The sequence below is a fragment of the Brachybacterium sp. Z12 genome (genome assembly GCF_014400405.1).
In the GTDB taxonomy this organism is placed as follows: Bacteria; Actinomycetota; Actinomycetes; order Actinomycetales; family Dermabacteraceae; genus Brachybacterium.
Genome location: NZ_CP060496.1, coordinates 2,141,342 through 2,165,874 on the forward strand (window position 1 = coordinate 2,141,342; position 24,533 = coordinate 2,165,874).

Genomic DNA, 24,533 nt, shown 5'->3' on the forward strand with positions numbered 1-24,533 from the left:
TCGCTGGGTCGGCGCCCGGCGGGCACCGTGAACCAGAACCGACGTCACAGTCTGCCACGTCCCTCCCGCTGCGGGCGAGGGCTGTGGGTGCGGCGTGCGCAACATCGCGTCGCACTTTCTAGGTCGGCTAGGTCGAGGCGCGTATCTCCAACCGATAGGGCACGGCCCTGTGGGCCCCCTCCCCGTGAGCGGGACCGAGCCGTCCAGCATCCCGGCCACCAGTGCGACCGTCGCCTCGGCGACGGCCTCGATGTCGATGCTCAACGTCGTGAGCTCGGGAGTGACGAGCGAGGCGATCTCGAGGCCGTCCACACCCACCAGACGCACCCGATCCGGCACCGTGACCCCGAGCACCCGCAGGGCTCGCAGGAGGCGGACGGCGAGCTCGTCGTTGAAGGCGACGATGGTGTCGACCCCCTCGGCGAGCATCTCCTCGAGGAACTCCCGGTGCCCTTCCCGGGCGTCCACCTCGAGCACGGGCACCTCGCGCTCCTCCACCAGCGGGGAGAGCGCGGCGGCGAGGGCGAGGCTGCGGGCGCGGCCGAGGCCGCCGGCGAGGTCGAGCACCACCGGCCGGCGGGCACCGGCCCGCCCCAGATGCTCGGCCAGATCAGCCATGGCCACATCGCGTGAGAGCTCGACCACGCCTCCCGCTTCGAGGTGGGAGATGCCGGCGTCGAGCTGGACCACCGGCATCCCTCCCTGGCCGCGGATGTCCGCGGTCAGCACCCCGTAGCCGACCAGCGCGTCGACCCGTCGCGCCAGGTCCCCCGCCACCTGCTCGGGGCGCGGTGCGTTCATCGCCTCGGCGAGCACCACGTTCCAGCCGTACGGGGAACAGGCCCGGACCACTGCGGCGCCGAGCTCGGCGAAGTAGGCGTTGGAGAGGTCCTCCACTACCAGGCCGAGCGTGATCGGGCCCTGCTCGACGAGTCCGCGACCGAAGCGCGAGGGCCTGTAGTTCAGCTCCTTCGCCGCCTCGAGCACCTTCTCCCGGGTCGGGGCGCTGATCCCGGGCAGGTCGTTCATCGCGCGCGAGACGGTCTGCCGGGAGACCCCAGCCCGCTCCGCGACATCGACGATCGTGGCTCGACGCGACGCGCGGCTCATCGCACCGGCGACTTCAGGTCCAGCCAGGCCATCTCTTCCGCGGTCAGCTCGACGCCCAGACCCAGGGTGGACGAGCGCATCTCGGCGATGCTGCGCGGACCGAACAGGGCGAAGGTCGGGAAGCGCTGGTGCAGCACGAAGGCCAGGGCGATCGCGGTGGCGGGCACGCCGCGCTCGGCACCGAGCTGCTCGGCCCGGGCGAGGCGCTCGAAGTTCTCGTCGCTGTAGTAGCAGCGCACCAGCTCTGCATCCGAGCGGTCCTCGGGATGGGCGCGGCCGGTGAAGAAGCCTCGCGCCTGCGAGGACCAGGGCAGCAGCGCGATGCCGCGCTCCTCGAACCAGGCCTTGGACTCGGCGTCGGTCGCGTGGACGCAGCCGGCCCACGGCACGTCCAGCGCCTCGGCGAGGCCGAAGTGGTTGGAGACGCCGGTGAACCCGGTGCGCCCGTTGGCACGGGCGTACTCATTGGCCTCGTCCACGCGGGCCGGGGTCCAGTTGGAACCGCCGTAGGCGCGGATCCGGCCGGCACGCAGGTGCTCGTCCATCACGTCCACGAACTCCCCGACCGGGATCTCGGGGTTGTCGCGGTGCATCATGTACAGGTCCGCGTAGTCCGTGCCCTGACGCTCGAGGGACTCCTCGAGCTGGCGCGTGATCGACTCCGGGTCGCAGTGAGGGGTGTGCGCGCCCTTGGTGATCACCACGACGTCCTCACGGACCCCACGGTTGCGCACCCACTGACCGAACAGCTTCTCGATGTATCCGCCGCCGTAGATGTAGGCGGTGTCGAAGGTGGTCCCGCCGATCTCGTAGAAGGCGTCGAACATCGCCGAGGCGTGGGAGAGGTTCATCTGATTGTCGCAGCCCATCACCAGGCGCGAGATCTGCTTCTCGATGCCCGGGATGCTCCCGTACGTCATGGCCGGGCCCGCCTGCACCGAACCGTGGGCGAGCGGGCGCCCGGTGAGGGTGGGGATGTCGGAGGTGTCCGTCTCGAAGGGGTACCGCAGCCCGATCTGCTCGCGCCACTCGTCCAGCGCGCGCCTGACCCAGGGAGTTCTCCCCGGTGAGCTCGGGGACCACGCCGTCGCCCCGGGCCGCGCGGGCGAGAGCATCGGCTTCGAGCGCGTAGGGCGAGGCGCCGGGGATCTCGATCCGCTGCGGCTGCTCACCGACCACGTCGAGCTCGATGACCTGCGGCTCCTGCCCGAGACCCCAGGGGTCGCTCAGGCGGATCACGCCGCGGGAGCCGGTGATGGTCGCGGACTGGGGATCCGCCAGGCGCAGCCCGGTGCGCAGGCTCGCGGTGATCCCGCCGGGCAGGGTGAGCTCGGCGGTGGACCATTCGTCCACACCGGTCTCCCCGAGAGTGCCGCTGCCGCTGACGGTGAGCGGATCGGCGAAGGCGCGGCCCTGTGCGGCCCCGGCGACGAAGCGCGCGAGGGACATCGGGTAGCAGCCCACATCGAGGATCGCGCCCCCGGCGGTGGCGGTCTCGAAGAGGCGACCGGTGCGGCCGCCGGTGTCGAAGGCGAAGGAGGCGTCGACATGGGCGACGGTGCCGATCGCGCCCTCGGCCACGAGATCCAGCACGCGCTGGGTCTGAGGGTGGAAGCGGTACATGTACGCCTCGAGCAGCACCTTGCCGGAGCGCGCGGCGAGGTCGAGCAGCGCCATCGAGGTACCGGCGTTGGGCGTCAGGGGCTTCTCGCACAGCACATGCTTGCCCGCCTCGAGGGCCATGGCGGCGAGCCGGGCATGGCCGGTGTGGACGGTGGAGATGTAGACGGCATCCACCTCGGTGGAGGCCAGGACCTCCTCGTAGCTGCCGATCAGCGCGGGCTGCTCAAGGGGGAATTCCGTCGCGAAGGTGCTGGCACGCTCCGCCGACGAGCTGCCGACGGCGACCAGGACGCCGTCCTGCGAGTCGGGCAGCTGGGAGGCGAAGCGGCGGGCGATGCCGCCCGGGCCGAGGATTGCCCAGCGGAACGGGGTGGAGGAAGTGCTCATGGAGACGTCGTCGTCCTTCGTGGTCGAGATCGGTATCGGGATCGATATCGGGATCAGAGTCTGCGGGCCCGGGGTCAGGCACTGCAACACCGCGCCGTGAACGTTCACGACTAGGACCACGCTATCCCGAACACGCTGGCCCCACAAGCCGGACCGTCGACGATGGCTCGCACGGAGCTTCGTTCCAGGTGGCGCTGTGGTCCCGCGGAACGATGAAGGGCACCTCCACCGTGGTGGGGTGCCCCTCGTCGCTGCTCCCGGGCCGCGCCGCACGCGATCCTGGAGCGATCGATCGGATCAGTCGCTGCGACCGCCCACGCTGGGCGTGTTCTTCTGAACCGTCATCAGGAACTCGGTGTTCGACTGCGTCTTCTTGGTCCGCTCCATCAGCAGCTCGAGAGCCTGCTGCTGCTCGAGGGAGCCGAGCACACGGCGCAGCTTCCACATGATGGCCAGCTCATCCTTGCCCATGAGCGCCTCTTCACGGCGGGTGCCGGAGGCGTTGACATCCACAGCCGGGAAGATGCGCTTGTCCGCGAGGTGGCGGGACAGCCGCAGCTCCATGTTGCCGGTGCCCTTGAACTCCTCGAAGATGACCTCGTCCATCTTGGAGCCCGTCTCCACCAGGGCCGAGGCCAGGATGGTGAGCGAGCCGCCGTGCTCGATGTTGCGTGCCGCGCCGAAGAACCGCTTGGGCGGGTAGAGCGCGGAGGCATCCACACCGCCGGAGAGGATGCGCCCGGAGGCCGGGGCCGCGAGGTTGTAGGCACGGGAGAGGCGAGTGAGCGAGTCCAGCAGCACGACGACGTCGCGCCCCATCTCGACCAGGCGCTTGGCACGCTCGATCGCGAGCTCGGCGACGATGGTGTGATCCGAGGCCGGGCGGTCGAAGGTGGAGGCGATGACCTCACCCTTGACCGTTCGCTGCATGTCGGTGACCTCCTCGGGGCGCTCGTCGACGAGCACGACCATGAGGTGGACCTCGGGGTTGTTGGTGGTGATCGCGTTGGCGATCTGCTGCATGATGATCGTCTTGCCGGCCTTCGGGGGCGCGACGATGAGACCGCGCTGCCCCTTGCCGACCGGCGAGACCAGGTCGATCAGGCGCGGAGCGATGGCGTTCGGGGCGGTCTCCAGGCGGAGGCGCTCATCCGGGTACAGCGGCGTGAGCTTGCTGAAGTCGACGCGCTGACGGGCACGCTCGGGCGGCATCCCGTTGACGGTGTCGACCTGCACCAGCGCCGCGTACTTGCTCTGCTGGTTGCCGCCGCCCTTGCCGCGACGATTGCGGCCGCCGCCATGGTGCTGCTGCTGCTCGACGTGGTGGTCCTCGCCGTCACGCGGCGTCTTCACCTGACCGGTGATCGCATCGCCCTTGCGCAGACCTGCACGCCGGACCTGGTTCATCGTCACGTAGACGTCGCTCGCGCCGGGCAGGTAGCCGGTGGTGCGCACGTAGGCGTTGTTGTCGCGGATGTCGAGGATGCCCGCGATAGTCATCAGCTCGTCGCCCTCGCGGGCACCGCCGTCGTTCTGCTGGCCGCCGTGGTCGTTCTGGCCGCCCTGATTGGTCTGGTTGCCCTGGCTGGACTGGCTGCGCTGGCCGCCCTGGTCGTTCGGGCCACCCTGGTCGTTCGGGCCGCCACGGCCGCGACGCTTGCGGTCGCGGGACCGGTTGCGGCTGCGGGAGCGACCGCGACGATCATCGTCGTAGCCGTCCCCGCCCTGGTCGTCGTCGCCCTCGCCGGAGCGGTCGGGCAGCTCGATGTCCTCGAGACGTCGGCGCTGATTGCTGCTCTGCTGGTTGCCACCCTGCTGGTTGCTGCGGCCACCGCGGCCGTGGTCGCGGCCGCCGTCCTGCTGGCCACCGTCCTGCTGGCCGTCATCCTGACGGGTCTCGGACTGCTGGTCGCGGTCCTGCGGGCTACGGGCCTGCTGGCCACGATCCTGCTGGCTGCGGTCCTGCTGGCTGCGGTCCTGCTGGCCGCGATCCTGCTGGCTGCGGGACTCGCCACGCTCGTCCTGGCGCTCGCGCGCATCGCCGCGGTCCGGCAACTCGATGCCGAGCTCGGGGGCGGCGGAGTCCTGAGGCGCACCGCTCTGATTCGAGCGGCGCGAGCGGGACCGGCTGCGGGTGCTGGAGTCGTTCTGGTCCCGATCGGTCTCGCCCTGCGAAGACTGCGCAGGCTCGGCGGCCGGCGCGGACTGCTGGGCGGGAGCCTCGGCCTGCGCAGGGGCGTCGCCGCTGGCGGCCGGAGTGGAGGCGGCCTGTCCAGCAGAGGGCGATCCGCCCCCGCGGATCGCGTCGATCAGTTCGCTCTTGCGCAGACGGCGGGCGCCCTTGATGCCGATTTCGGCGGCCATGGCCTGCAGCTCGGGAAGCTTCTTCGCCGCAAGGTCTGCGCCGGAGGTGGTGTCGTTCACCCGGGTTCCTTCCTGTCGAGCCGTTCTCGCCGGCTCTGTTCTGGTCTGGGTGCCGCGCAGCACCGGGAGCTCTTGGTCTCCGGGTGCTGCAGCAACTGGTCCGAGCAGGGTTCTCCCCACGATGCAAGGCATCCGCGGTCGGCCTGCCGGTGTGATTCGGGGTGCGCCAGCGCAGGTGCACGGGACCGCGGATCACAGAGTGAATGGTGCGCGTGGACCGTGCAGGGCACTTCTCAGGGGCACATCGGGACGCGGAGTTCTGCACACAGCATCCACGAGGGATCTGCGGCAGGGTTCAGCGGCGTGCGATGTCGCCTGGACGCAGGCTCAACCTACCACAGGGGCAGAGGGAACTTCCCGCAGCGGCACCTCGGCGATCCGCCAGGCGGTGGGATCGGCGACGAAGCGTCGCACCAGCGGGGCGAGGTCGCTGCGATGGCCGGACAGCACCAGCACCGAGGGCCCTGCACCCGAGACCACGGCGGGGTGGCCCTCACGGCGCAGCACCCTCATCAGCTCGATGCTCTCGGGCATGCCCGGCGCGCGCTGTTCCTGGTGGAGGCGGTCTTCGGTCGCCTCCAGCAGCAGCTCGGGGGCCCCGGCGAGGGCGTGGACGAGCAGCGCCGCCCGGGAGGCGTTGTGCACCGCGTCGGCATGCGGGACCTGCTCGGGCAGCAATCCGCGCGCCTGGTGGGTGGAGAGCGTCGCGCTCGGCAGCAGCACCACGGGACGCAGCACTCCATCGGCGCAGGACAGCGGCACCGCACGCGCGGCGCCGCCCTCCATCCAGGACAGCACCACCCCGCCCATGAGGGCCGGCGCGGCGTTGTCGGGATGGCCCTCGAACTCGGTCGCGAGCTGCAAGATGGTGGGATCGTCCAGTGCGCGGGGGTCGGAGATCATCCCTCGGGCGAGCAAAAGACCGGCGACGGTCGCAGCAGCGCTCGAGCCGAGGCCTCGGCCGTGCGGGATGCGGTTGACCGCGTGCAGCCGCAGGCCGGTCTGCGGCGCTCCGGCATGGTCCAGTCCACGGCGCAGCGCCCGCACCACCAGGTGGCCCTCACCCTCGGGCAGATTGCCGGAGCCCTCCCCTGGACCTCGATCTCCACCGACCCGGTGGTCGCCTCGACGCTGAGCTCATCGCACAGGTCGAGCGCGAGGCCGAGGGTGTCGAAGCCGGGGCCGAGGTTCGCCGAGGTCGCAGGGACCTGGACAGCCACCTGGGTGTTCTGGATCCTCACAGGCCGATGGCCTCCGCTGCGGCGGCGATGTCCACCGGCACCACGGTCGGGGTCAGATCGTGCTGGGTCATCGCGGTGTCGATGTCCTTCAGCCCGTTGCCGGTGACGGTGATCGCGATCGTCGCACCGGTCGGGACCAGCCCGCGCTCGGACTGCTGCAGCAGCCCGGCGACGCCGGCCGCGGAAGCGGGCTCGACGAAGATGCCGACCTCTGCTGCGAGCAGCTTCTGAGCGTCGAGGATCTGCTGATCGGTGACCGAGTTGATGAGGCCGCCGGAGTCGTCGCGGGCTTCCACGGCGAGGTTCCAGGACGCCGGGGCGCCGATGCGGATCGCGGTGGCGATGGTCTCGGGATCCGCGATCGGATGGCCTGCGACGAACGGCGCGGAACCGGCGGCCTGGAAGCCCCACATCTGCGGCAGCGAGTCGGTGATGCCCGCCTCGCGGTACTCGCGGTAGCCCATCCAGTAGGCGGAGATGTTGCCGGCGTTACCGACGGGGAGGATGTGGATGTCGGGGGCCCTCCCCAGGGCATCGCTCACCTCGAAGGCGGCTGTCTTCTGGCCCTGGAGGCGGTAGGGGTTCACCGAGTTCACGAGCTCGATCGGGTGTTCGGCGTCGAGCTTGCGTGCGATCTCGAGGCAGTCATCGAAGTTGCCATCGACCTGGATCAGCTTGGCGCCGTGCACCACGGCCTGGGCGAGCTTGCCCGCTGCGATCTTCCCCTGGGGCAGGAGCACCGCGCAGGTCAGACCGGCCGCGGTGGCGTACGCCGCGGCGGAGGCGCTGGTGTTTCCGGTCGAGGCGCAGACGACGGCGGTGGCTCCGTCGTTGAGCGCCTTGGACATCGCCGAGACCATGCCGCGGTCCTTGAAGGACCCGGTCGGGTTCATGCCCTCGACCTTGACGTGGACGTCGGCGCCGACAGCCTTGGACAGAGCCGGGGCGTGCACCAGCGGGGTGCCTCCCTCGCCGAGGGTCAGCAGGGTGTCGTTCTCGCTGAACGGGAGGTGCTCGAGATATTCGGCGAGGACGCCGCGCCACTGATGTGCCATTTGGTCATTCTCCTTCGATGCGCAGGACGGAATCGATGCTCAGCACCGTGGCGGTGGAGGAGAACACGTCCAATGACGCGGTCATCGCGGACTCCAGCGCCCGATGGGTGCTGATGCCGATGTGGGCGCGGACCTGTTCTCCCTCCTCGCGATGCTCCTCGAGCAGTTCCTGATGGATGGTCGAGATGGAGATCCCGTAGCTCGAGAGGGTGCCCGCGATCTCGGCGAGCACGCCGGGACGGTCCTGCACGGTCAGCGAGATGTAGAAGGCGCTGCGCAGCTCGTCGAGCGGGATCGACTCGAGCTCTGCGTAGCGGGATTCGCGGGGCCCCACTCCCCCGTGCACGCGAGCGCGCGCGGCGGAGACCACGTCGCCGAGGATCGCGGAGGCGGTCGGTGCACCCCGGCGCCCTGGCCGTAGAACATCAGCGACCCTGCGGCGTCCGCCTCGATGAACACGGCGTTGTACGCCTCGGCGACGGAGGCCAGCGGGTGCTCGTCGGGGATCAGCGCCGGGTAGACGCGGGCGGAGATCCTCTCGCCGCCCTCCTCCTCGATGCGCTCCACGATGGAGAGCAGCTTGATGGTGCGCCCCATCCGTGCTGCTGCGGCGATGTCCTGCGCGGTGACCGCGGTGATCCCCTCGCAGTGCACGTCGGCCAGGCGCACCCTGCTGTGGAACGCCAGCGAGGCGAGGATCGAGGCTTTCGCCGCGGCGTCATGGCCCTCGACGTCTGCCGTCGGATCCGCTTCGGCGTATCCCAGCTCCTGCGCGGTGGCCAGTGCGTCGTCGAAGCTCGCTCCGGAGCGGGTCATGGCGTCGAGGATGTAGTTCGTGGTGCCGTTGACGATCCCGAGCACGCGCTGGATCCGGTCACCGGCGAGGGATTCGCGCACCGGGCGCACCAGCGGGATCGCCCCGGCGACGGCGGCCTCGAAGTAGAGGTCCACCCCGTGGGCGTCTGCGGCCTCGTAGAGCGAGGCGCCGTCCTGGGCGAGCAGCGCCTTGTTCGCGGTCACCACGCTGGCGCCGTGGGCCATGGCGTCCAGCAGCAGCGATCGCGCCGGCTCGATTCCGCCCATGACTTCGATGACCAGATCCGCCTCGCGCACCAGGCGCTCCGCATCGTCTGTGAGCAGGTGCGCGGGCACGTGCTCACCGCGATCGCGGCCCAGTTCGCGAACGGCCACACCGGTCACCTCGAGCCGGCCGCCGATCCGGTGGGCGAGCTCGCTCCCCTGCTGGGAGATCAGACGCAGCACCTCGGTGCCGACGGTGCCGGCGCCGAGGACGGCGACACGGAGGATCGGGAGGCCCGGGGAGGCCGGGCTGCCGGAGTGGTGCAGTGACATCTGCGAGGTGGTCCTTCCACGGGGTCCGACGGGCGGGCTGAGATGGGCCCTCGCACTGTAGTCGAGGGCGGGGGCGTCCTGTGACCCTGCATGAACGTTTGCGACGGGCGGGCGGCGGGAAGATCAGCCCACGTCGAGACCGAGCAGATCCTCCTCCGTCTCCCGACGGATCAGGGTGCGGATCTCGCCATCGCGCACCGCGACCACCGGCGGGCGCGGGACGTGATTGTAGTTCGAGGCCAGGGAGTAGCAGTAGGCCCCCGTGACAGGCACCGAGATCAGGTCGCCGGTGCGCACGTCACCGGGAAGGTACTCGTCCTTGACCACGATGTCGCCGCTCTCGCAGTGCTTGCCGACCACGCGCACCACCTCGGGGCTGGCGTCGGAGACCCTGCCGGTGAGCAAGCATGAGTAGTCGGCGTCGTAGAGCGCGGTGCGCACGTTGTCGCTCATGCCGCCGTCGACCGAGACGTAGAGACGATGGTGCGGACCGCCCAGGCGGACGTCCTTGATCGTGCCCACCGAGTACAGGGTCTGGGTGGACGGCCCCGCGATGGCGCGGCCCGGCTCGAAGGACAGGTGCGGCACCTCGAGCTCGAGTTCTCGGCACTGGCGCACGACGATCTCGGCGATGCCGCCGGCGAGGGTCTCGGGGCTCTGCGGGGTGTGCTGGGAGTTGTACATGACGCCGAAGCCGCCGCCGAGGTCGAGCTGGTCGATGGTGTGCGCGAGCTCGTCCCGGACCTGGGCGACCAGTCCGAGCACACGGCGTGCCGCGACGTCGAAGCCGCCGGTGTCGAAGATCTGGGACCCGATGTGGGAATGCAGCCCCACCAGGTCCAGCCGCGACGCGGCGAGCGTGCGGCGCACGGCCTCGAGGGCGTCTCCCCGGTGAGCGAGAGCCCGAACTTCTGGTCCTCGTGGGCGGTGGCGATGAACTCGTGGGTGTGCGCCTCGACGCCCGTGGTCACGCGCAGCATGACGGCGGCACGCAGGTCGAGCTCCTCGGCGATCGCGTCGACCCTGCCGATCTCGTCGAGGGAGTCGATCACGATGCGTCCCACCCCGGCCTCGAGGGCGCGGCGGATCTCAGCATCGGACTTGTTGTTCCCGTGCAGCGCGATCCGCGCCGTGGGAAGCCTGCGCGCAGCGCGACGGCGAGCTCGCCGCCGGTGCAGACGTCGAGGCCGAGCCCGTCCTGCTCGACCCAGCGGGCGACCGCGCCGCACAGGAAGGCCTTGCCCGCGTAGTAGACGTCGGCGCCGGCGTGGGGTGCGAAGGCCTCGGCGAAGGCGTCGCGGAAGGCGCGGGCCCGGTGCCGGAAGTCGTCCTCGTCGAGGATGAAGGCAGGGGTGCCCACCTCCTCGGCGATGCGATGCACGTCCACCCCGCCGACCTCGACAGAGCCCTCGGCGCTGCGGGCGGTGGTCCGCGACCACAGGCCGTCGATCAGGGTGTTCACATCGGTCGGGTAGGGCAGCCAGGTGGGGGCCGCATCGTTGCCGTGGAGGGCTCCGGCCTCGTGGGCGCGCATATCTGCTCCTGGTCTCGCACATCCGCCCCGGCGCAGCGGCCGGAGGGTCGCGCCGTCGGCGCCCTCCGAGCGTAGGCGGCGGGCGAGCGCCGACGCAGTTCCGTCCGCTCCGCGAACGCCGTCGCAGCGGTGTCCTTCCACCCGGTCGGGCACTGTCCGCGCAGGTCAGAACCCCAGCTCAGGTGACGAGGGCGGGACCTCCGCACGGTCCGGGTGATCGATCGCACTTGATAGTGTCGAGGTAACGCGCGAGAGCCGACCGCCATCGCCCTCCGGCGTCCGGCGCGGCTCCTCGCGCTCTCATACGAATCGACGCGAAGGAGATCCGGTGCCCTCAGCATCTTCCACCCAGCACGGTCAGCGCCAGCACGAGCTGGTGGTGGTCGCCAATCGACTTCCGGTGGACTCGCGGACCCTCCCTGATGGCGCCACCGAATGGGTGACCAGCCCCGGCGGTCTGGTCACGGCCATGGAATCGGTGATGCGCACCGTCGACTCGGGCGCCTGGGTGGGGTGGGGCGGCTCCGCCGGGGAGGCTGCGGACCCCTTCGACGCGGACGGCATGAGCCTGTACCCGGTGCGTCTGGACCAAGAGGACATCGAGCGGTTCTACGAGGGCTTCTCCAACGCCACCCTGTGGCCGCTGTACCACGACGTCATCGTCGATCCGGAGTTCCACCGCGGCTGGTGGGACACCTATCTCTCCGCGAACCGGCGCTTCGCGGAGACCGCCGCCCCGGTGGCCTCACCCGGCGGCACGATCTGGGTGCACGACTACCAGCTCCAGCTGGTACCGCAGATGATCCGTGCTAAGCGCAGCGATGTGCGGATCGGGTTCTTCAACCACATCCCCTTCCCCTCGGTGGAGCTGTTCTCCCAGCTGCCCAAGCGCAACTCGATCCTGCGGGGTCTGCTCGGCTCGGACCTGCTCGGCTTCCAGCGCGAGAGCGATTCCCTGAACTTCGTCTCGGCGGTGCGGAAGCTGCTGGGCTACCACGTCGAGGGGATGACGATCTTCGTCCCCGGCCTCGGTGCCGCTCCGGTGCGCGAGGTCGAGGTCCAGACCTTCCCGATCTCGATCGACTCCGCCGCCGTCTCCGCCCCACCGAGGATCCGGAGATCCGCGAGCGCGCTATCCAGCTGCGCCGCGACCTGGGCGATCCGGAGAAGGTCGTGCTCGGGGTGGACCGGCTCGACTACACCAAGGGCATCCGGCATCGCCTCAAGGCCTGGGGCGAGCTGCTGGACGACGGGTCCATCGACCCGCACGAGACCGTCATGATCCAGGTCGCGACCCCGTCGCGGGAACGGGTGGAGGCCTACCGTCAGCTGCGCGACGAGGTCGAGCTGACCGTGGGGCGGATCAACGGCGAGCACGCCCCGATCGGGCGCCCAGCGGTCTCGTACCAGCATCATTCCTTCAACCGCCGGGACATGACGGCGCTGTTCATGGCGGCTGATGTGGTGCTGGTGACGGCGCTGCGGGACGGCATGAACCTGGTGGCCAAGGAGTATGTCGCCTCGCGACCCGATCTGCATGGCGTCCTCGTGCTCAGCGAGTTCGCGGGCGCCGCGGACGAGCTGCGCGCCGCGGTGCTGGTGAACCCGCACGACATCGACGAGTTGAAGTCGGCGATTCTGCGGTCGCTGGCCATGCCTGCCGAGGAGCAGGAGGAGGCGATGCGCTCCCTGCGCCACCAGGTGATGGAGCATGACGTGCAGACCTGGGCACACAACTTCCTCCAGCAGCTCGAGGAGTCGGGCACTCCGGAGCAGGTGGTCACTCCGACCGTCCACCTGACCGGAGACACCCCGAGCGAGGCCGGTGCCGTCGATGCCGCGCTCACACAGTTCTCCGAGGTGCCGCGGCTGCTGATCGCCTCGGACTTCGACGGGGTGATCGCCCCGATCGTCGCGGATCGAGATGCGGTCCAGCCCGACGCTCCGGCGCTCGGCGCGCTGCGGGAGCTCTCGGAGCTGCCCGGCGTCGCCGTGGCGCTGGTCTCGGGCCGGGCGCTGGCCGACCTGGATTCCCATACGCGCATGCCCAGCTCGGTGGTGCTGGTGGGCTCGCACGGCGCGGAGGTCGGCGCGCTCCCGCCGTGGATGCAGTCCGAGGTGCTGGACAAGTCCGCCCTGGCGATGTCACCGGAGAAGGAGGAGCTGCTCGCCTCGATCACCACGACCCTGCGCCGGATCGCGCGCGCCCATCCGGGCACGGAGGTGGAGACCAAGCCGACCGCCGCAGTGCTGCACACACGCAATGCGAAGGGACGCGGCAGCATCAACGCCACCGACTCCGCTCTCGAGTACGCGATGACCCTGCCCGATGTCACGGTGACCCCGGGCAAGGAGGTCATCGAGTTCGCGGTGGTCCCCACCTCGAAGGGCGTGGCGGTCGACACCCTGGCGCGGGCGAGCGCCGCCGATGCCTGGCTCTACCTGGGCGATGACGTGACCGACGAGTCCGTCTTCGCTCAGCTCGGCGAGAGCGACCTGGGGATCAAGGTGGGCGGCGGCGACACCGCCGCACGACTGCGGATCGCGGACACCGAGGCGGTCCGGGGCGTGCTGAAGCGACTGCTCGAGCTGCGCGGCGAGAAGAACTGACCGTCCCACCCGGACAAGGGAAGAGCCGGGGCATCGTCTCTCGACGATGCCCCGGCTCTTCCTCTTGGTGCCCGCGACAGGATTCGAACCTACGACCTTCCGCTCCGGAGGCGGACGCTCTATCCACTGAGCTACGCGGGCCGACCACGAAAGTCTAGCAACACCTCGGCGCGAGGGACGACCCTGCCCGCGGCGCGGACGGCGGTTGTGAGCGGGACCTCATCACAGCAGCGGCAGCTGGGCCCCGTGGAGCACTGCAGAGGGGTCCGCGGCGATGCCGAGCCCGCTGGGCTCCGCTCCCGAGCGCACCAGCAGGTCACCGACCGCGGCGATCATCGCCCCGTTGTCGGTGCACAGCCTCGGCGGCGGGATGCGCAGCTCGATGCCGGTCTCATCGCACTTCTCCTGCGCCACCGCGCGCAGGCGAGCATTGGCGGCGACCCCGCCGACGATGACCAGGGTGTCCAGTCCGCGTTCGCGCACCGCGCGCACGGACTTCTTGACCAGCACGTCCACCACGGCCTGCTCGAAGGAGGCGGCGATGTCCGCGACCGGCACCGGTTCGCCGGCGCGCTCGAGGGTCTCGACGGTGCGGGCGACAGCGGTCTTGAGCCCGGAGAAGGAGAAGGTGTACGGCGCATCGCCTTGGCGGAGCATCGCCCGCGGGAAGGAGAAGGCGGTGGGGTCACCCTCGAGCGCGGCGCGCGAGATGACCGGGCCGCCCGGGTAGCCGAGCCCGAGCAGGCGAGCCACCTTGTCGAACGCCTCGCCCGCGGCGTCGTCCAGGGTGTCGCCGAGGTGCTCGATCGGGTCGCGGACGAGATCGCCGACGGCCAGGATCGAGGTGTGGCCGCCGGAGACGATCAGCACGATGCTGCGCTCCGGCAGCGGACCGTGCTCGAGGATGTCCGCCGCAGCGTGGCCCGCCAGGTGGTGCACGCCGTAGAGCGGGGTGTCGAGCGACCAGGCGATCGCCTTCGCAGCGGCGAGGCCGACGTGCACGGCGGTGGCGAGGCCGGGGCCCGAGGTCACGGCGACATGGGTGATGTCCTCGCGCTGCACGCCTGCGTCGTCGAGGGCGAGCTGCAGGGTGGGGACGACCGCATCGAGGTGGGCACGGGCGGCGATCTCGGGGACCACTCCCCGAAGTCGGCGTGCTGTGCGGCGCTCGAGGCGAGCCCCTGCCCCAGGAGCCTGCCCTCGGAGACGATGCCGAAGCCCGTCTCGTCGCAGGACGACTCGACGCCGAGGACGATCGGGGCCGACGTGGTCGTCACCGCAGGATCGACATCGGGTTCGAGTAGTTGCCCGCCTCGTCCATCTTCGCGAAGTGCAGGTGGCAGCCGGTGGAGCGGCCGGTCGAGCCGACCGTGCCGATGGTCTCGCCGGCGGAGACGGTGGCGCCGACCGAGGTGTTGAAGCCCTGCAGGTGGTAGTAGCCGGTGATGACGCCGTTGCCGTGGTCGATCTTGACCCGGTTGCCGGAGGCGTTGTTGTACTCGACTGCGACGACGGTGCCGGACTGAGCGGCGGAGACCGGGGTGCCGCAGGAGGCGCCGAAGTCGACACCGTTGTGGCTCTTGTAGTAGCCGAGCACGGGGTGCATGCGACCGCCGTAGCCGGAGGTGAGCGGTCCGTCGACCGGACGGAGGTAGCCGGAGGAGCCGATGGGCTCAGCGGCCCCGCCCTGCTCGGCGGCCTCACCCTGCGGGGCGACCTCAGGCTCGGGCTCGGGGAGCGACACCTCGATGCCGGTGCCCTCCTCCTCAGCCTCTTCCGCCTTCTCGGCCTCGTCGGACGCCGGGGAGGTGCGCTCCTCGCTGCGGCTGGCGTCGCTGTCCTCGTCGCGGGTCTCGACGGCGGCGTTGCTGGCCTGCGCGTCCTCGGCGGCGGGGAGCGCCACCGGGGCGATCGCGGCGGCGGGCTGCTGGGCGGGGGCTGCGGGCTGGGCCTGGGCGAGGGCCTCACCCTGCGGGGCGGCCTCGTCGATCCCGGCCGCGGCGGCGGCGAGCGGGGCGGCGATCGTGGCGGTTGCGAGGACTCCCAGGACACCGACCTTCAAGGCGCTCGCCGGCAGAGCGGAGTCGCGGTGGGTCCCTCCGACTGCACGGTGCTTGCGCACCGTGGCGCGTCCGTCGGCGCGATGATTCGCCACGTGTTGACCTCTTCCATTGCGACTGCGTAGTTCTCGTCAATATCTTCTGTCCGCACGCGACGCCGGACAGGGGAAGTACGCGTCGCCGAACAACCTCGCCAAACCTACGTGCCACGGCGGCGATTGGACGAGCAGGTCAACCGGGTCATTGCCAAGTTTTTGCCATCACGCCCCAAAGGTTGCCCGATCTTGACGAGCAGGGGCCGCACAGAGGCGCAAGATCACCTGCGGCGCCTCGGGGACGATCCGTGGGTCACACCGCGGAGATCCGGGCGGCGCCGTCTAGAGTGGCCCCTATGTCGACCCCGGACCAGACTTCATCCAGCGGCACCGCGCCCGTGCGCGTGGTCGTGATCGAGGACGAGCCGACGATCACCCGCGCGATCGCCGACCGACTCACCGCCGAGGGCTGGGAGGTCTCCACCGCCCTGGACGGGCCCTCAGGTGTGCGGATGGTGAGCGAGGTGCGTCCCGACGTTGTGGTCCTGGACGTGATGCTCCCCGGCTTCGACGGTCTCGAGGTGTGCCGCAGGATCCAGGCGGACGAACCCGTGCCGGTGCTCATGCTCACCGCCCGCGATGACGAGACCGACATGCTCGTGGGGCTCGGGGTGGGCGCCGACGACTACATGACCAAGCCCTTCTCTATTCGCGAGCTCGTCGCACGGCTCAAGGCGCTGCTGCGCAGGGTCCGGCGCACCGGAGCCCCCGCCCCCACCGAGGCCGAGAAGCAGGAAGCGCTGCAGTTCGGTGATCTGGTGATCGACCGTGCTGGGCGCAGGGTCATGCGCGCGGGAGCTCCCGCCCACCTCACCCCCACCGAGTTCGACCTGTTGCTGTGCCTGGCCGGTGCGCCCGGGACCGTCCTCACCCGCGAGCAGCTGCTCGCGGACGTCTGGGACTGGGTCGATGCAACTGGCACCCGCACCGTCGACTCCCACGTCAAGGCGCTGCGGCGCAAGCTGGGTGCGGATCTGGTGCGCACCGTCCACGGCGTCGGCTACGCGCTGGAGATCCCCGAGGAGCCGGAGGACGGCACGGCAGCGCCCGCACCGAGAGGCCCCTCGGACCTCGCCTCGCTGCCCACCCCGAACCTGCCCGACGACGACTCGTGACCCCTTCGGCCGAGCTGGCCGGCTCCCGCCGCAGGGTTCCCGACCGCCTCGATGTGCGTCCCCTGGATCGCTTCCGCTCCTTCAAGGTCAAGCTGGGAGTCCTGGTCTCCGCGAGCGTCACCGTCGCGGCCCTGCTCACGCAGGTGAGCATCCGTGCGGGCATCGAGCCGCTGCTCGCACTGCCCCTGGTGGTGATCGCGGCGCTGGTGTTCACGCAGCTGCTCGCCCGCGGCATGACCTCACCCCTGCGGGAGATGACCGGCGCGGCCCGGGCGATGGCGCGAGGCGACTACAGCCGGCCGGTCCGGGCCAGCAGCCGCGACGAGGTCGGTCAGCTCGCCGCCGCCTTCTCCACCATGGCCTCCGAGCTCGAGCAGACGGACAGGATGCGCCGGGATCTGGTCGCGAACGTCTCCCACGAGCTGCGCACCCCGGTCGCCGGCCTGCGCGCCCAGCTCGAGAACCTGGTCGACGGGGTCACGGAACCGGATCCGGCCGCCCTCGAGGTCGCGCTGACCGAGACCGAGCGCCTCTCCCAGCTGGTCGACCATCTGCTGGATCTTTCCCGGCTGGATGCCGGTGTGGTCGAGCTGGACGTCGAACCGGTGGAGCTGACCCCGTTCCTCCACGAAGTCTCCGACGCCGCCGCACTGGCGACGGGCGGCCGCGACGTGCGCTGGATCATCGAGGTGGATCCACCCGACCTATCGGTCCCGGCAGACGCCGCGCGCCTGCACCAGGTCATCTACAACCTGCTCGAGAACGCCGCCCGGCATTCACCGGCAGGCGGGCGCATCCACATCTCGGCGGCCCGCCTTTCCGAGGCGGACGGAGTGCGGATCGACGTCCATGACGAGGGGCCGGGCATCGCCCGCGAGGACCGCTCGCGGGTGTTCGAGCGGTTCCAGCGCGGCGGCTTCGCGGACTCCTCGGGAGGCACCGGGCTCGGGCTCGCGATCGCACGCTGGGCGGTGGGGCTGCACGGCGGGACCATCGAGGTGCTCGACGACCCCCGCAGCCCGCACGCGCAGGAGGGCCGTTCCTCACTGATCCGGGTGGTGCTCCCGCTCGACTCCCCCACGGCGTGATATCCCGCACCCCGTGCGCTTCCCACCTCGCGAGGAGCCCTCGACCGCGCGCGTCGCAGGCCTGGTGACGTTAGGCTGTGGACATCCGTATCTCTCGACCGTGAGAAGGCTGGCGATCTCAGAGTGTCACAGCAGACACAGGACTCCGACTCCGCGGAGTTCGGTCCGAATCAGTGGCTCGTGGACGCGCTCCGCGAGCAGTGGCAAGAGGATCCCTCGAGCGTCGACCCCAGCTGGGCGGAGTATTTCGCCGACAGCGTGGTGAACGCCGGGCCCTCCGGCTCGTCCGGGGACACCTCGACCTCCTCCGAGGCGTCGACGACGACGCCTGCGAAGGACCCCGAGCCCGCACCGGAGCAGGACGCTCCCGGCGCGAAGGCTGATCCCCGCCGGCGAAGCCCTCGAAGGCCCCCGCCGAATCCTCCTCCACCTCGGCCGCATCTCCCGCGGCCTCTTCCCAGCCCGCGAAGGAAGCACCTGCCGTGAACGACGATCCCGCGACGTCAGCGAAGCCGGCCAAGAAGGCGCCGGCCGTCTCCACCACGTCGGACCGCCCTGCGAAGGTCCCCACCACGACCGCGCAGATCCCCTCCGTGGAGCTGCGCGAGCCCGAGCGGGTCAAGCTGCGCGGACCGGCTGCGGCTGTCGTGCGGAACATGGACGAGTCCCTCGGCGTCCCGACCGCCACCTCGGTGCGCGACGTCCCGGTGAAGCTGCTGTTCGACAACCGCCTCGTCATCAACAACCACCTCAAGCGCCACCGCGCCGGCAAGGTCTCCTTCACTCATCTCATCGGCTGGGCGATGATCGAGGCGATCACCGAGATCACCGACCTGAACAATGGCTTCGACGTCGATGAGAAGGGCAAGCCCCTCCTGCTCAAGCGCGAGGACATCAACTTCGGCCTCGCCATCGACATGCCGCGCCCCGACGGTTCGCGCGGCCTGGTGGTGCCCAACATCAAGGCGGCCCAGCGCTTCGATTTCCGCGGCTTCTGGAAGGCCTACGAGGAGGTCGTGAAGAAGGCCCGCGCGGGCAAGCTCACGATGGACGACTTCTCGCACACCACCGTGTCGCTGACCAACCCGGGCGGCATCGGCACCGTCCACTCGATCCCCCGTCTCATGCAGGGACAGGGCGTGATCGTGGGCGTCGGCGCGATGGACTACCCCGCACAGTTCCAGGGCGCGAACCCCGCGACCCTCGCGGAGCTCGCGATCTCGAAGGTCATGACCCTGACCTCGACCTACGACCACCGCATCATCCAGGGCGCCGCCTCCGGCGAGTTCCTCAAGCGGATGGGCGACAAGCTGCTGGGCAAGGACGGCTTCTACGACCGCGTCTTCGCCGCGCTGCGTCTGCCCTACCAGCCGGTCCGCTGGGTCCCGGACAATCCGTTCAAGCACACGGAATCCGAGCGCCTGGCGCGGGTGATGGACCTGATCCACTCCTACCGCGTGCGCGGGCACCTGATGGCGGACACCGATCCGCTGCAGTACAAGGTGCGCACCCACCCCGATCTCGACGTCGAGACCTACGGGCTGACCCTGTGGGACCTCGACCGCTCCTTCCCCACGCGCGGGCTGGGAGACAAGGACCAGCTCACCCTGCGCGAGATCCTCGGAGTGCTGCGCGATGCGTACTGCCGCACCATCGGTGTGGAGTACATGCACATCTCCGATCCGGAGGAGCGGGCCTGGATCCAGCAGAAGATGGAGACCCCGCGCCGTCCGTTCGACAAGACGGAGCTGACCCACATCATGGATCGCCTCAACGCCGCCGAGGCGTTCGAGACCTTCCTGCAGACGAAGTTCGTGGGCCAGAAGCGCTTCTCCCTCGAGGGCGGCGAGGCCGTCATCCCGATGCTCGACGCCGTGCTGCATGGAGCGGCCCACGACGGCCTGGACGAGGTCGCCATCGGCATGTCGCATCGTGGCCGGCTCAACGTGCTCTCCAACCTCGCCGGGAAGAGCTACGGCCAGATCTTCCAGGAGTTCGAGGGCAACTACGGCCAGAAGCTCGGCTCCGGCGACGTCAAGTACCACCTGGGCACCGAGGGCACCTACACCTCGCATGACGGCGAATCCACCAAGGTCTACCTCGCCGCGAACCCCTCTCACCTGGAGGCCGTGAACCCGGTCCTCGAGGGCATCGTCCGCGCCAAGCAGGACCGCCTCGAACGGCCCGAGGAGTTCCCGGTGCTGCCGGTCCTCGTCCACGGCGATGCGTCCTTCGCCGGGCAGGGTGTGGTCACCGAGACCTTGAACCTCTCGGAGCTGCGCGGCTACCGTACCGGCGGCACGATCCACGTGATCATCAACAACCAGATCGGCTTCACCACGCTGCCGGACTCCTCGCGCTCGTCGTTCTATTCGACCGACGTCGCCAAGTCCACGCAGCTGCCGATCTTCCACGTCAACGGCGACGATCCCGAGGCCTGTGTGCGGGTCGCCGAGATCGCCTTCGAGTTCCGGCAGAAGTTCCACCGCGACGTCGTCATCGACATGGTCTGCTACCGCCGCCGCGGTCACAACGAGGGTGATGACCCCTCGATGACCCAGCCGGAGATGTACAAGCTGATCGGCGAGAAGCCCTCGACCCGCAAGCTGTACACGGAGGCCCTGATCGAGCGCGGCGACCTCACCGAGGAGGAGACCGAGGGGCTGGTGCGCAACTTCCAGGAGCACCTGGACGAAGCGTTCGCCTCCACCCGCGACTCGAAGTCCGGCGCCGCTGAGGCGAACGTGCAGGGCCTGGATCTGCCCGATTCGCAGCAGGGCTCCTCGGCACCGGCCGAGGCGCAGACTGCCGTGGACGCCTCCGTGCTCGAGCAGATCGGCACGGCCCACAGCCAGGTCCCCGCGTCCTTCACCGTCCATCCCAAGCTGATGACCGTGCTGCAGCGACGTACCCAGATGGCGGAGTCCGGGAACATCGACTGGGCCTTCGGCGAGCTGCTCGCCTTCGGCTCGCTGCTCCTGCAGGGGCATCGGGTGCGCCTGGCGGGCCAGGACTCGCGACGCGGCACCTTCGTGCAGCGTCACAGCGTGCTCATCGATCACGAGAACGGCGACACCTGGACCCCGCTGTCCCATCTCTCCGACGATCAGGCGCGCTTCAACGTCTACGACTCCTCGCTGTCGGAGTTCGCGGCGCTGGGCTTCGAGTACGGCTACTCGGTCGAGAGCCCCCAGGCCCTGGTGCTGTGGGAGGCGCAGTTCGGCGACTTCGTCAACGGCGCGCAGACCATCATCGATGAGTTCATCTCCGCCTCCGAGCAGAAGTGGGGCCAGAACTCGAGCGTGGTCATGCTGCTCCCCCATGGCTACGAGGGGCAGGGGCCGGACCACTCCTCCGCCCGCATCGAGCGTTTCCTCCAGATGTGCGCGGAGGAGAACATGCGGGTGGCGGCGCCGTCGACCCCGGCGAGCTACTTCCACCTGCTGCGCAAGCAGGCTCTCACCGACCCGAAGAAGCCGCTGGTCGTCTTCACCCCGAAGTCGATGCTGCGCAACAAGGCCGCGGTGAGCTCCGTGGAGGACTTCACCTCCGGGACCTTCGAGCCCGTCCTGCCGGATACCACCGTGGATCCGGCCGGCGTGCGGCGTGTGCTGATCGCCTCCGGCAAGGTCTACTGGGACCTGGTGGCCCGTCGCAAGGCCACCGAAGCCGACGACACCGCGATCATCCGCGTGGAGCAGCTCTACCCGCTGCCCGCCGAGCAGCTGAAGAAGGCGGTCGACAGCTACCAGGACGTGCAGCTGGTATGGGTCCAGGAGGAGCCGGAGAACCAGGGCGCATGGACCTTCATGGCGATGAACTTCGCCGTCGAGGTCGGTCGCACGCTCCGGGTGGTCTCCCGCCCGGCATCCGCCTCCCCGGCCACCGGTTCGAACTCGACGCACAAGATCGAGCAGGAGGATCTGCTCGATCGGGCCTTCGAGGCCTGATCCCGCTCGCGGGCCACGGGTTCGCCCCGTGGCCCGCGACGCCGTTAGTGTTGAGGTTCCCGTCCCACAGGAGGTCCCGGTGCCCACCGTGCCCATGACGCCCGCCCCGGATCCGGACTCCCGGATCCGGATCATCGCGCTCGGAGACGAGCTCCTCGCCGGGGTCGGTGATGCGCGCCCTGGGGTGGCTCGGCCGAGCGGTGGCAAGCGAGCAGGGGGCCGAGAGCCGCATCGACGTCTTCGCCGCGGCGCTGCCCGGGGAGTCCTCTGCGGACCTCTCGGAGCGATGGGACGCGGACGTGCAGCGGCGCTTCTCCACGCAGGGGCAGGCCGACGGGTCGATCGACCACCGCGTGGTCGTGGCCATGGGTCGCGCCGACGTAGGGTCGGGGATCTCCCTGGCCCGGTCTCGGCTCAACCTCGCCAAGATCCTCGACGGGCTCGAACGCCTGCGCATCCCCGCTTTCGTGGTGGGCCCTCCGCCCAGCGCCGACCCCGGCATCACGAACGGCGTGCGCGAGCTCTCCTCCGCCTACGAGGATGTCTGCTCCCGTCGTCGGATCCCCTACGTCGACACGGTCGGGGGCCTGGCGGGCCACGACCAGTGGGAGAGCGACATCGCCCGGTCCCCGGCGATCACCCGGGGCAGACCGGGTACGGGCTGATGGCCTGGCTGGTGCTGCACACGCGGGCTTCGGCTCCTGGCTGGGCACCTCCTCCTGACCTCGCCCCGTGGGCAGCGTCCATGCTGAGTGACCTCTGCCTCAGCACTGGCCGCGGCCCCCTGCGGCGAAGATCCGCGCCGGTCGCGGTGTGGCATACTCGTCTGGTTACCGGGCGAAGGAAGGAGATCGTGATGAGCAAGCGAGGACGCAAGCGCAAGGCTCGCCGCAAGAGCGGCGCGAATCACGGCAAGCGCCCCAACAGCTGACCGTGATGTCGCCGAGAGCGACATGACGAAGGGCCCCTCCCACGCGGGAGGGGCCCTTCGTCATGTCGTGGTCCGCGCCGCTCAGGGCGCGGGGTACGTGCGGCGGGTGGTGGTCGAGGTGGTGGTCACGCTGACCGTGCTGCCGTCGGTCTCGGTGCGGGTCACCGAGACGGTGCGGCACTGCACGGCGATGCGCTCGTGCAGCTCCGAGGGAGCGCGGTCCGCGCAGCTGCGGCGCACCAGCTCCTTCATGAGTCGCACCTGCTCCCACTCCTCGAGGCACTCGGGGCAGTCCGCAGTGTGCTGGCGCATCCGCTCGACGAGCTCCTGGGGCAGTTCTCCGTCCAGTGCCTCCTCGAGGCCGTAGCGCAGGTCCCGCCCGCGCCGCAGCTGCGCGCTCTCGTGCGCTGCGGGGTCGCTGTGGCTCATCCTTCCTCCTCCCGGTCCTTGGATCCGGTGCTGTTGCTGTCCTGTGAGTCGGAGCCGGCGCTCGCGGCCTCCGGGTCCTCGCGCAGGAAGCCGCTGCGATAGGCGTAGTCGGAGAGCTTCTCGCGCAGCTGGCGGCGCCCCGGTGCAGCCTCGACATGACGGTGCCGATCGGCGTGTCCATGATCTCGGCGATCTCCTTGTAGGCGAAGCCCTCGACGTCGGCGAGGTAGACCGCGATCCGGTAGTCCTCACGCAGCTCTCCGAGGGCGTCCTTGACAGCCGAATCCGGCAGGGTGTCGAGCACCTCGGTCTCGGCGGAGCGCAGGCCGCTGCTGGTGTGGCCGGCGACCTCTGCAAGCTGCCAGTCCTCGACCGTGTCGGTCCAGGCCTCCTTGGGCCGACGCTGCTTCTTGCGATAGATCGAGATGTAGCTGTTGGTCATGATCCGATACATCCACGCCCGCATGTTCGTGCCGGGGGTGAACCGGTCACGCGCCCGGAATGCCTTGACGAAGGTGTCCTGGACCAGATCCTCGGCGTCGTGGGGGTTGCGGGTCATCCGCAGCGCGCCGCCGTAGAGGGAGTCCAGATGCGTGAGCGCCTCGGACTCGAAGTCGAAGTCCGCGGCAGCGTCCGGCAACGTGTCGACGGCAGTGCGGTCGACATCTGGAGGGCCCGCATCAGGGCTCGGGGTGGGATCTGTCTGGATCATCGCCCTCCAACCTACGCCACACGGCCGGTGCGGAGCGCGCTCTATCAGTCCTGCGGTCATGCATCGTCTCCTCTCCCGGCCGCGGCCGACCTTGCGTGGTCAGGCCGAATCCAGCCTGCCTCACCACCGGGTGCAACGCCTCCGGCCCGGCGGATGTTCCCTCCGCTGTAGTCTGGACGCCGGTGACCTGCCGGACACGGCCGGATCACCGGACCTGCTGACACCCGTCAAGAACGTGAGGACACCATGGCCCTGGTCCGTCGCATCGCACGACCGCTGCTCGCCGCTCCCTTCATCTTCGAGGGCGTGCGCACCGCACTGCACCCTGAGCGAGAGATCGATGTCTACCCGCAGGCCTTCGACGCGGTCGATTCTGCGATCTCCAACAGCCCAGCCCCCGGCTTCCTCGACGCACGCACCGTGGTGCGGGCCACGGGCGCCATCGCAGCCGGAGCCGGGATCCTCTACGCCACCAACCGTTACCCCCGCACGGCCGCGGCGGCTCTGCTGCTGACCACGTCGGTCGGCTGGGCGGGCCGCAAGAAGGTCTGGGAGCTGCGGGGCGAGGAGCTGACCCACGAGGTCCAGTCCATCCTCACCGACGCCGGTCTCCTCGGCGGTGTTCTCCTGGCCGTGGTCGATCACGACGGTCGCCCCTCGCTGGGCTACCGCGCGAACAGCTTCATCGAGCGCAGCCAGAAGAAGGCCGCGGCCAAGCAGCGCGAGCTGGAGAAGAAGGCCGGGAAACTGGAGAAGAAGGCGAAGGGGGCGGTGCATACCGCTCAGAAGCAGCTCTCGGTCCAGCAGGGTTGAGAC

General features: G+C 70.0%; 9 protein-coding genes, 1 tRNA gene and 9 pseudogenes. 7 read left to right on the forward strand and 12 right to left on the reverse strand.

What is annotated here, in order from left to right; all coding sequences use genetic code 11:
* Positions 1–258 precede the first annotated feature (258 nt).
* The 7 genes and pseudogenes from H3H54_RS11350 to lysA all read right to left on the reverse strand — a co-directional run.
* A pseudogene (locus H3H54_RS11350) lies at positions 259–1,110 on the reverse strand (LacI family DNA-binding transcriptional regulator); the annotation flags it as partial.
* Positions 1,107–3,120, reverse strand: a pseudogene (locus H3H54_RS11355) (aldo/keto reductase). The pseudogenes H3H54_RS11350 and H3H54_RS11355, both read right to left, overlap by 4 nt.
* Before the next feature lie 297 nt (positions 3,121–3,417).
* Positions 3,418–5,544 carry a transcription termination factor Rho gene (gene rho, locus H3H54_RS11360; protein ID WP_262423974.1) on the reverse strand — a complete coding sequence of 709 codons (2,127 nt, stop codon included), beginning with the start codon at positions 5,542–5,544 and terminating at the stop codon, positions 3,418–3,420.
* A 327-nt stretch (positions 5,545–5,871) separates the two neighbouring features.
* Positions 5,872–6,785, reverse strand: a pseudogene (gene thrB, locus H3H54_RS11365) (homoserine kinase).
* Complete coding sequence (gene thrC / locus H3H54_RS11370) at positions 6,782–7,840, reverse strand: threonine synthase (RefSeq protein WP_262423975.1); 1,059 nt, start codon at positions 7,838–7,840, stop codon at positions 6,782–6,784. Before thrC ends, thrB begins: the two are co-directional and overlap by 4 nt.
* 4 nt (positions 7,841–7,844) lie before the next feature.
* Positions 7,845–9,193, reverse strand: a pseudogene (locus tag H3H54_RS11375) (homoserine dehydrogenase).
* Positions 9,194–9,316: 123 nt separating this feature from the next.
* Positions 9,317–10,727: pseudogene (gene lysA / locus H3H54_RS11380) on the reverse strand (diaminopimelate decarboxylase).
* A 328-nt stretch (positions 10,728–11,055) separates the two neighbouring features.
* Here lysA and H3H54_RS19635 point away from each other — a divergent pair.
* Positions 11,056–13,337 (forward strand): annotated as a pseudogene (locus H3H54_RS19635) (bifunctional alpha,alpha-trehalose-phosphate synthase (UDP-forming)/trehalose-phosphatase).
* A gap of 65 nt (positions 13,338–13,402) precedes the next feature.
* Here H3H54_RS19635 and H3H54_RS11395 read toward each other — a convergent pair.
* The 3 genes and pseudogenes from H3H54_RS11395 to H3H54_RS11405 all read right to left on the reverse strand — a co-directional run bounded on the left by H3H54_RS11395 (position 13,403) and on the right by H3H54_RS11405 (position 15,492).
* Positions 13,403–13,478, reverse strand: a tRNA-Arg gene (locus H3H54_RS11395).
* A gap of 81 nt (positions 13,479–13,559) precedes the next feature.
* A pseudogene (gene tsaD, locus H3H54_RS11400) lies at positions 13,560–14,614 on the reverse strand (tRNA (adenosine(37)-N6)-threonylcarbamoyltransferase complex transferase subunit TsaD).
* Entirely contained in the window at positions 14,611–15,492 is an 882-nt protein-coding gene (locus H3H54_RS11405) for a M23 family metallopeptidase (protein ID WP_262423976.1), read from the reverse strand. The pseudogene tsaD and the gene H3H54_RS11405 overlap by 4 nt, the downstream one beginning before the upstream one ends.
* 296 nt (positions 15,493–15,788) lie before the next feature.
* Here H3H54_RS11405 and H3H54_RS11410 point away from each other — a divergent pair, with 296 nt between their 5' ends.
* The 5 genes and pseudogenes from H3H54_RS11410 (at position 15,789) to H3H54_RS19640 (ending at position 22,576) form a co-directional block, all read left to right on the forward strand.
* Positions 15,789–16,607 (forward strand): response regulator transcription factor, encoded by an 819-nt coding sequence (locus H3H54_RS11410; RefSeq protein ID WP_262423977.1) that lies wholly within the window; start codon positions 15,789–15,791, stop codon positions 16,605–16,607.
* Complete coding sequence (locus H3H54_RS11415) at positions 16,604–17,695, forward strand: cell wall metabolism sensor histidine kinase WalK (RefSeq protein ID WP_262423978.1); 1,092 nt, start codon at positions 16,604–16,606, stop codon at positions 17,693–17,695. Before H3H54_RS11410 ends, H3H54_RS11415 begins: the two co-directional genes overlap by 4 nt.
* 123 nt (positions 17,696–17,818) lie before the next feature.
* Positions 17,819–21,645 (forward strand): annotated as a pseudogene (locus H3H54_RS11420) (multifunctional oxoglutarate decarboxylase/oxoglutarate dehydrogenase thiamine pyrophosphate-binding subunit/dihydrolipoyllysine-residue succinyltransferase subunit).
* Between the two features lie 200 nt (positions 21,646–21,845).
* Positions 21,846–22,310 (forward strand): GDSL-type esterase/lipase family protein, encoded by a 465-nt coding sequence (locus H3H54_RS11425; RefSeq protein WP_316249016.1) that lies wholly within the window; start codon positions 21,846–21,848, stop codon positions 22,308–22,310.
* A gap of 191 nt (positions 22,311–22,501) precedes the next feature.
* A complete protein-coding gene (locus H3H54_RS19640) occupies positions 22,502–22,576 on the forward strand; it encodes a 50S ribosomal protein bL37 (RefSeq protein WP_395963762.1) in 75 nt (24 codons plus the stop codon).
* An 81-nt stretch (positions 22,577–22,657) separates the two neighbouring features.
* Here H3H54_RS19640 and H3H54_RS11430 read toward each other — a convergent pair whose 3' ends face one another.
* Together H3H54_RS11430 and H3H54_RS11435 are read right to left on the reverse strand one after the other, a co-directional pair.
* Positions 22,658–23,005, reverse strand: coding sequence for a zf-HC2 domain-containing protein (locus tag H3H54_RS11430; protein ID WP_262423979.1), 348 nt, complete (start codon positions 23,003–23,005; stop codon positions 22,658–22,660).
* Positions 23,002–23,717, reverse strand: a pseudogene (locus tag H3H54_RS11435) (sigma-70 family RNA polymerase sigma factor). Before H3H54_RS11435 ends, H3H54_RS11430 begins: the two are co-directional and overlap by 4 nt.
* A 246-nt stretch (positions 23,718–23,963) precedes the next feature.
* Between H3H54_RS11435 and H3H54_RS11440 the strand changes: the two are divergent.
* The gene (locus H3H54_RS11440) at positions 23,964–24,530 is read left to right on the forward strand and encodes a hypothetical protein (RefSeq protein WP_262423980.1); all 567 of its coding nucleotides are present in this window, start codon (positions 23,964–23,966) and stop codon (positions 24,528–24,530) included.
* The last annotated feature ends 3 nt before the right edge of the window (positions 24,531–24,533 follow it).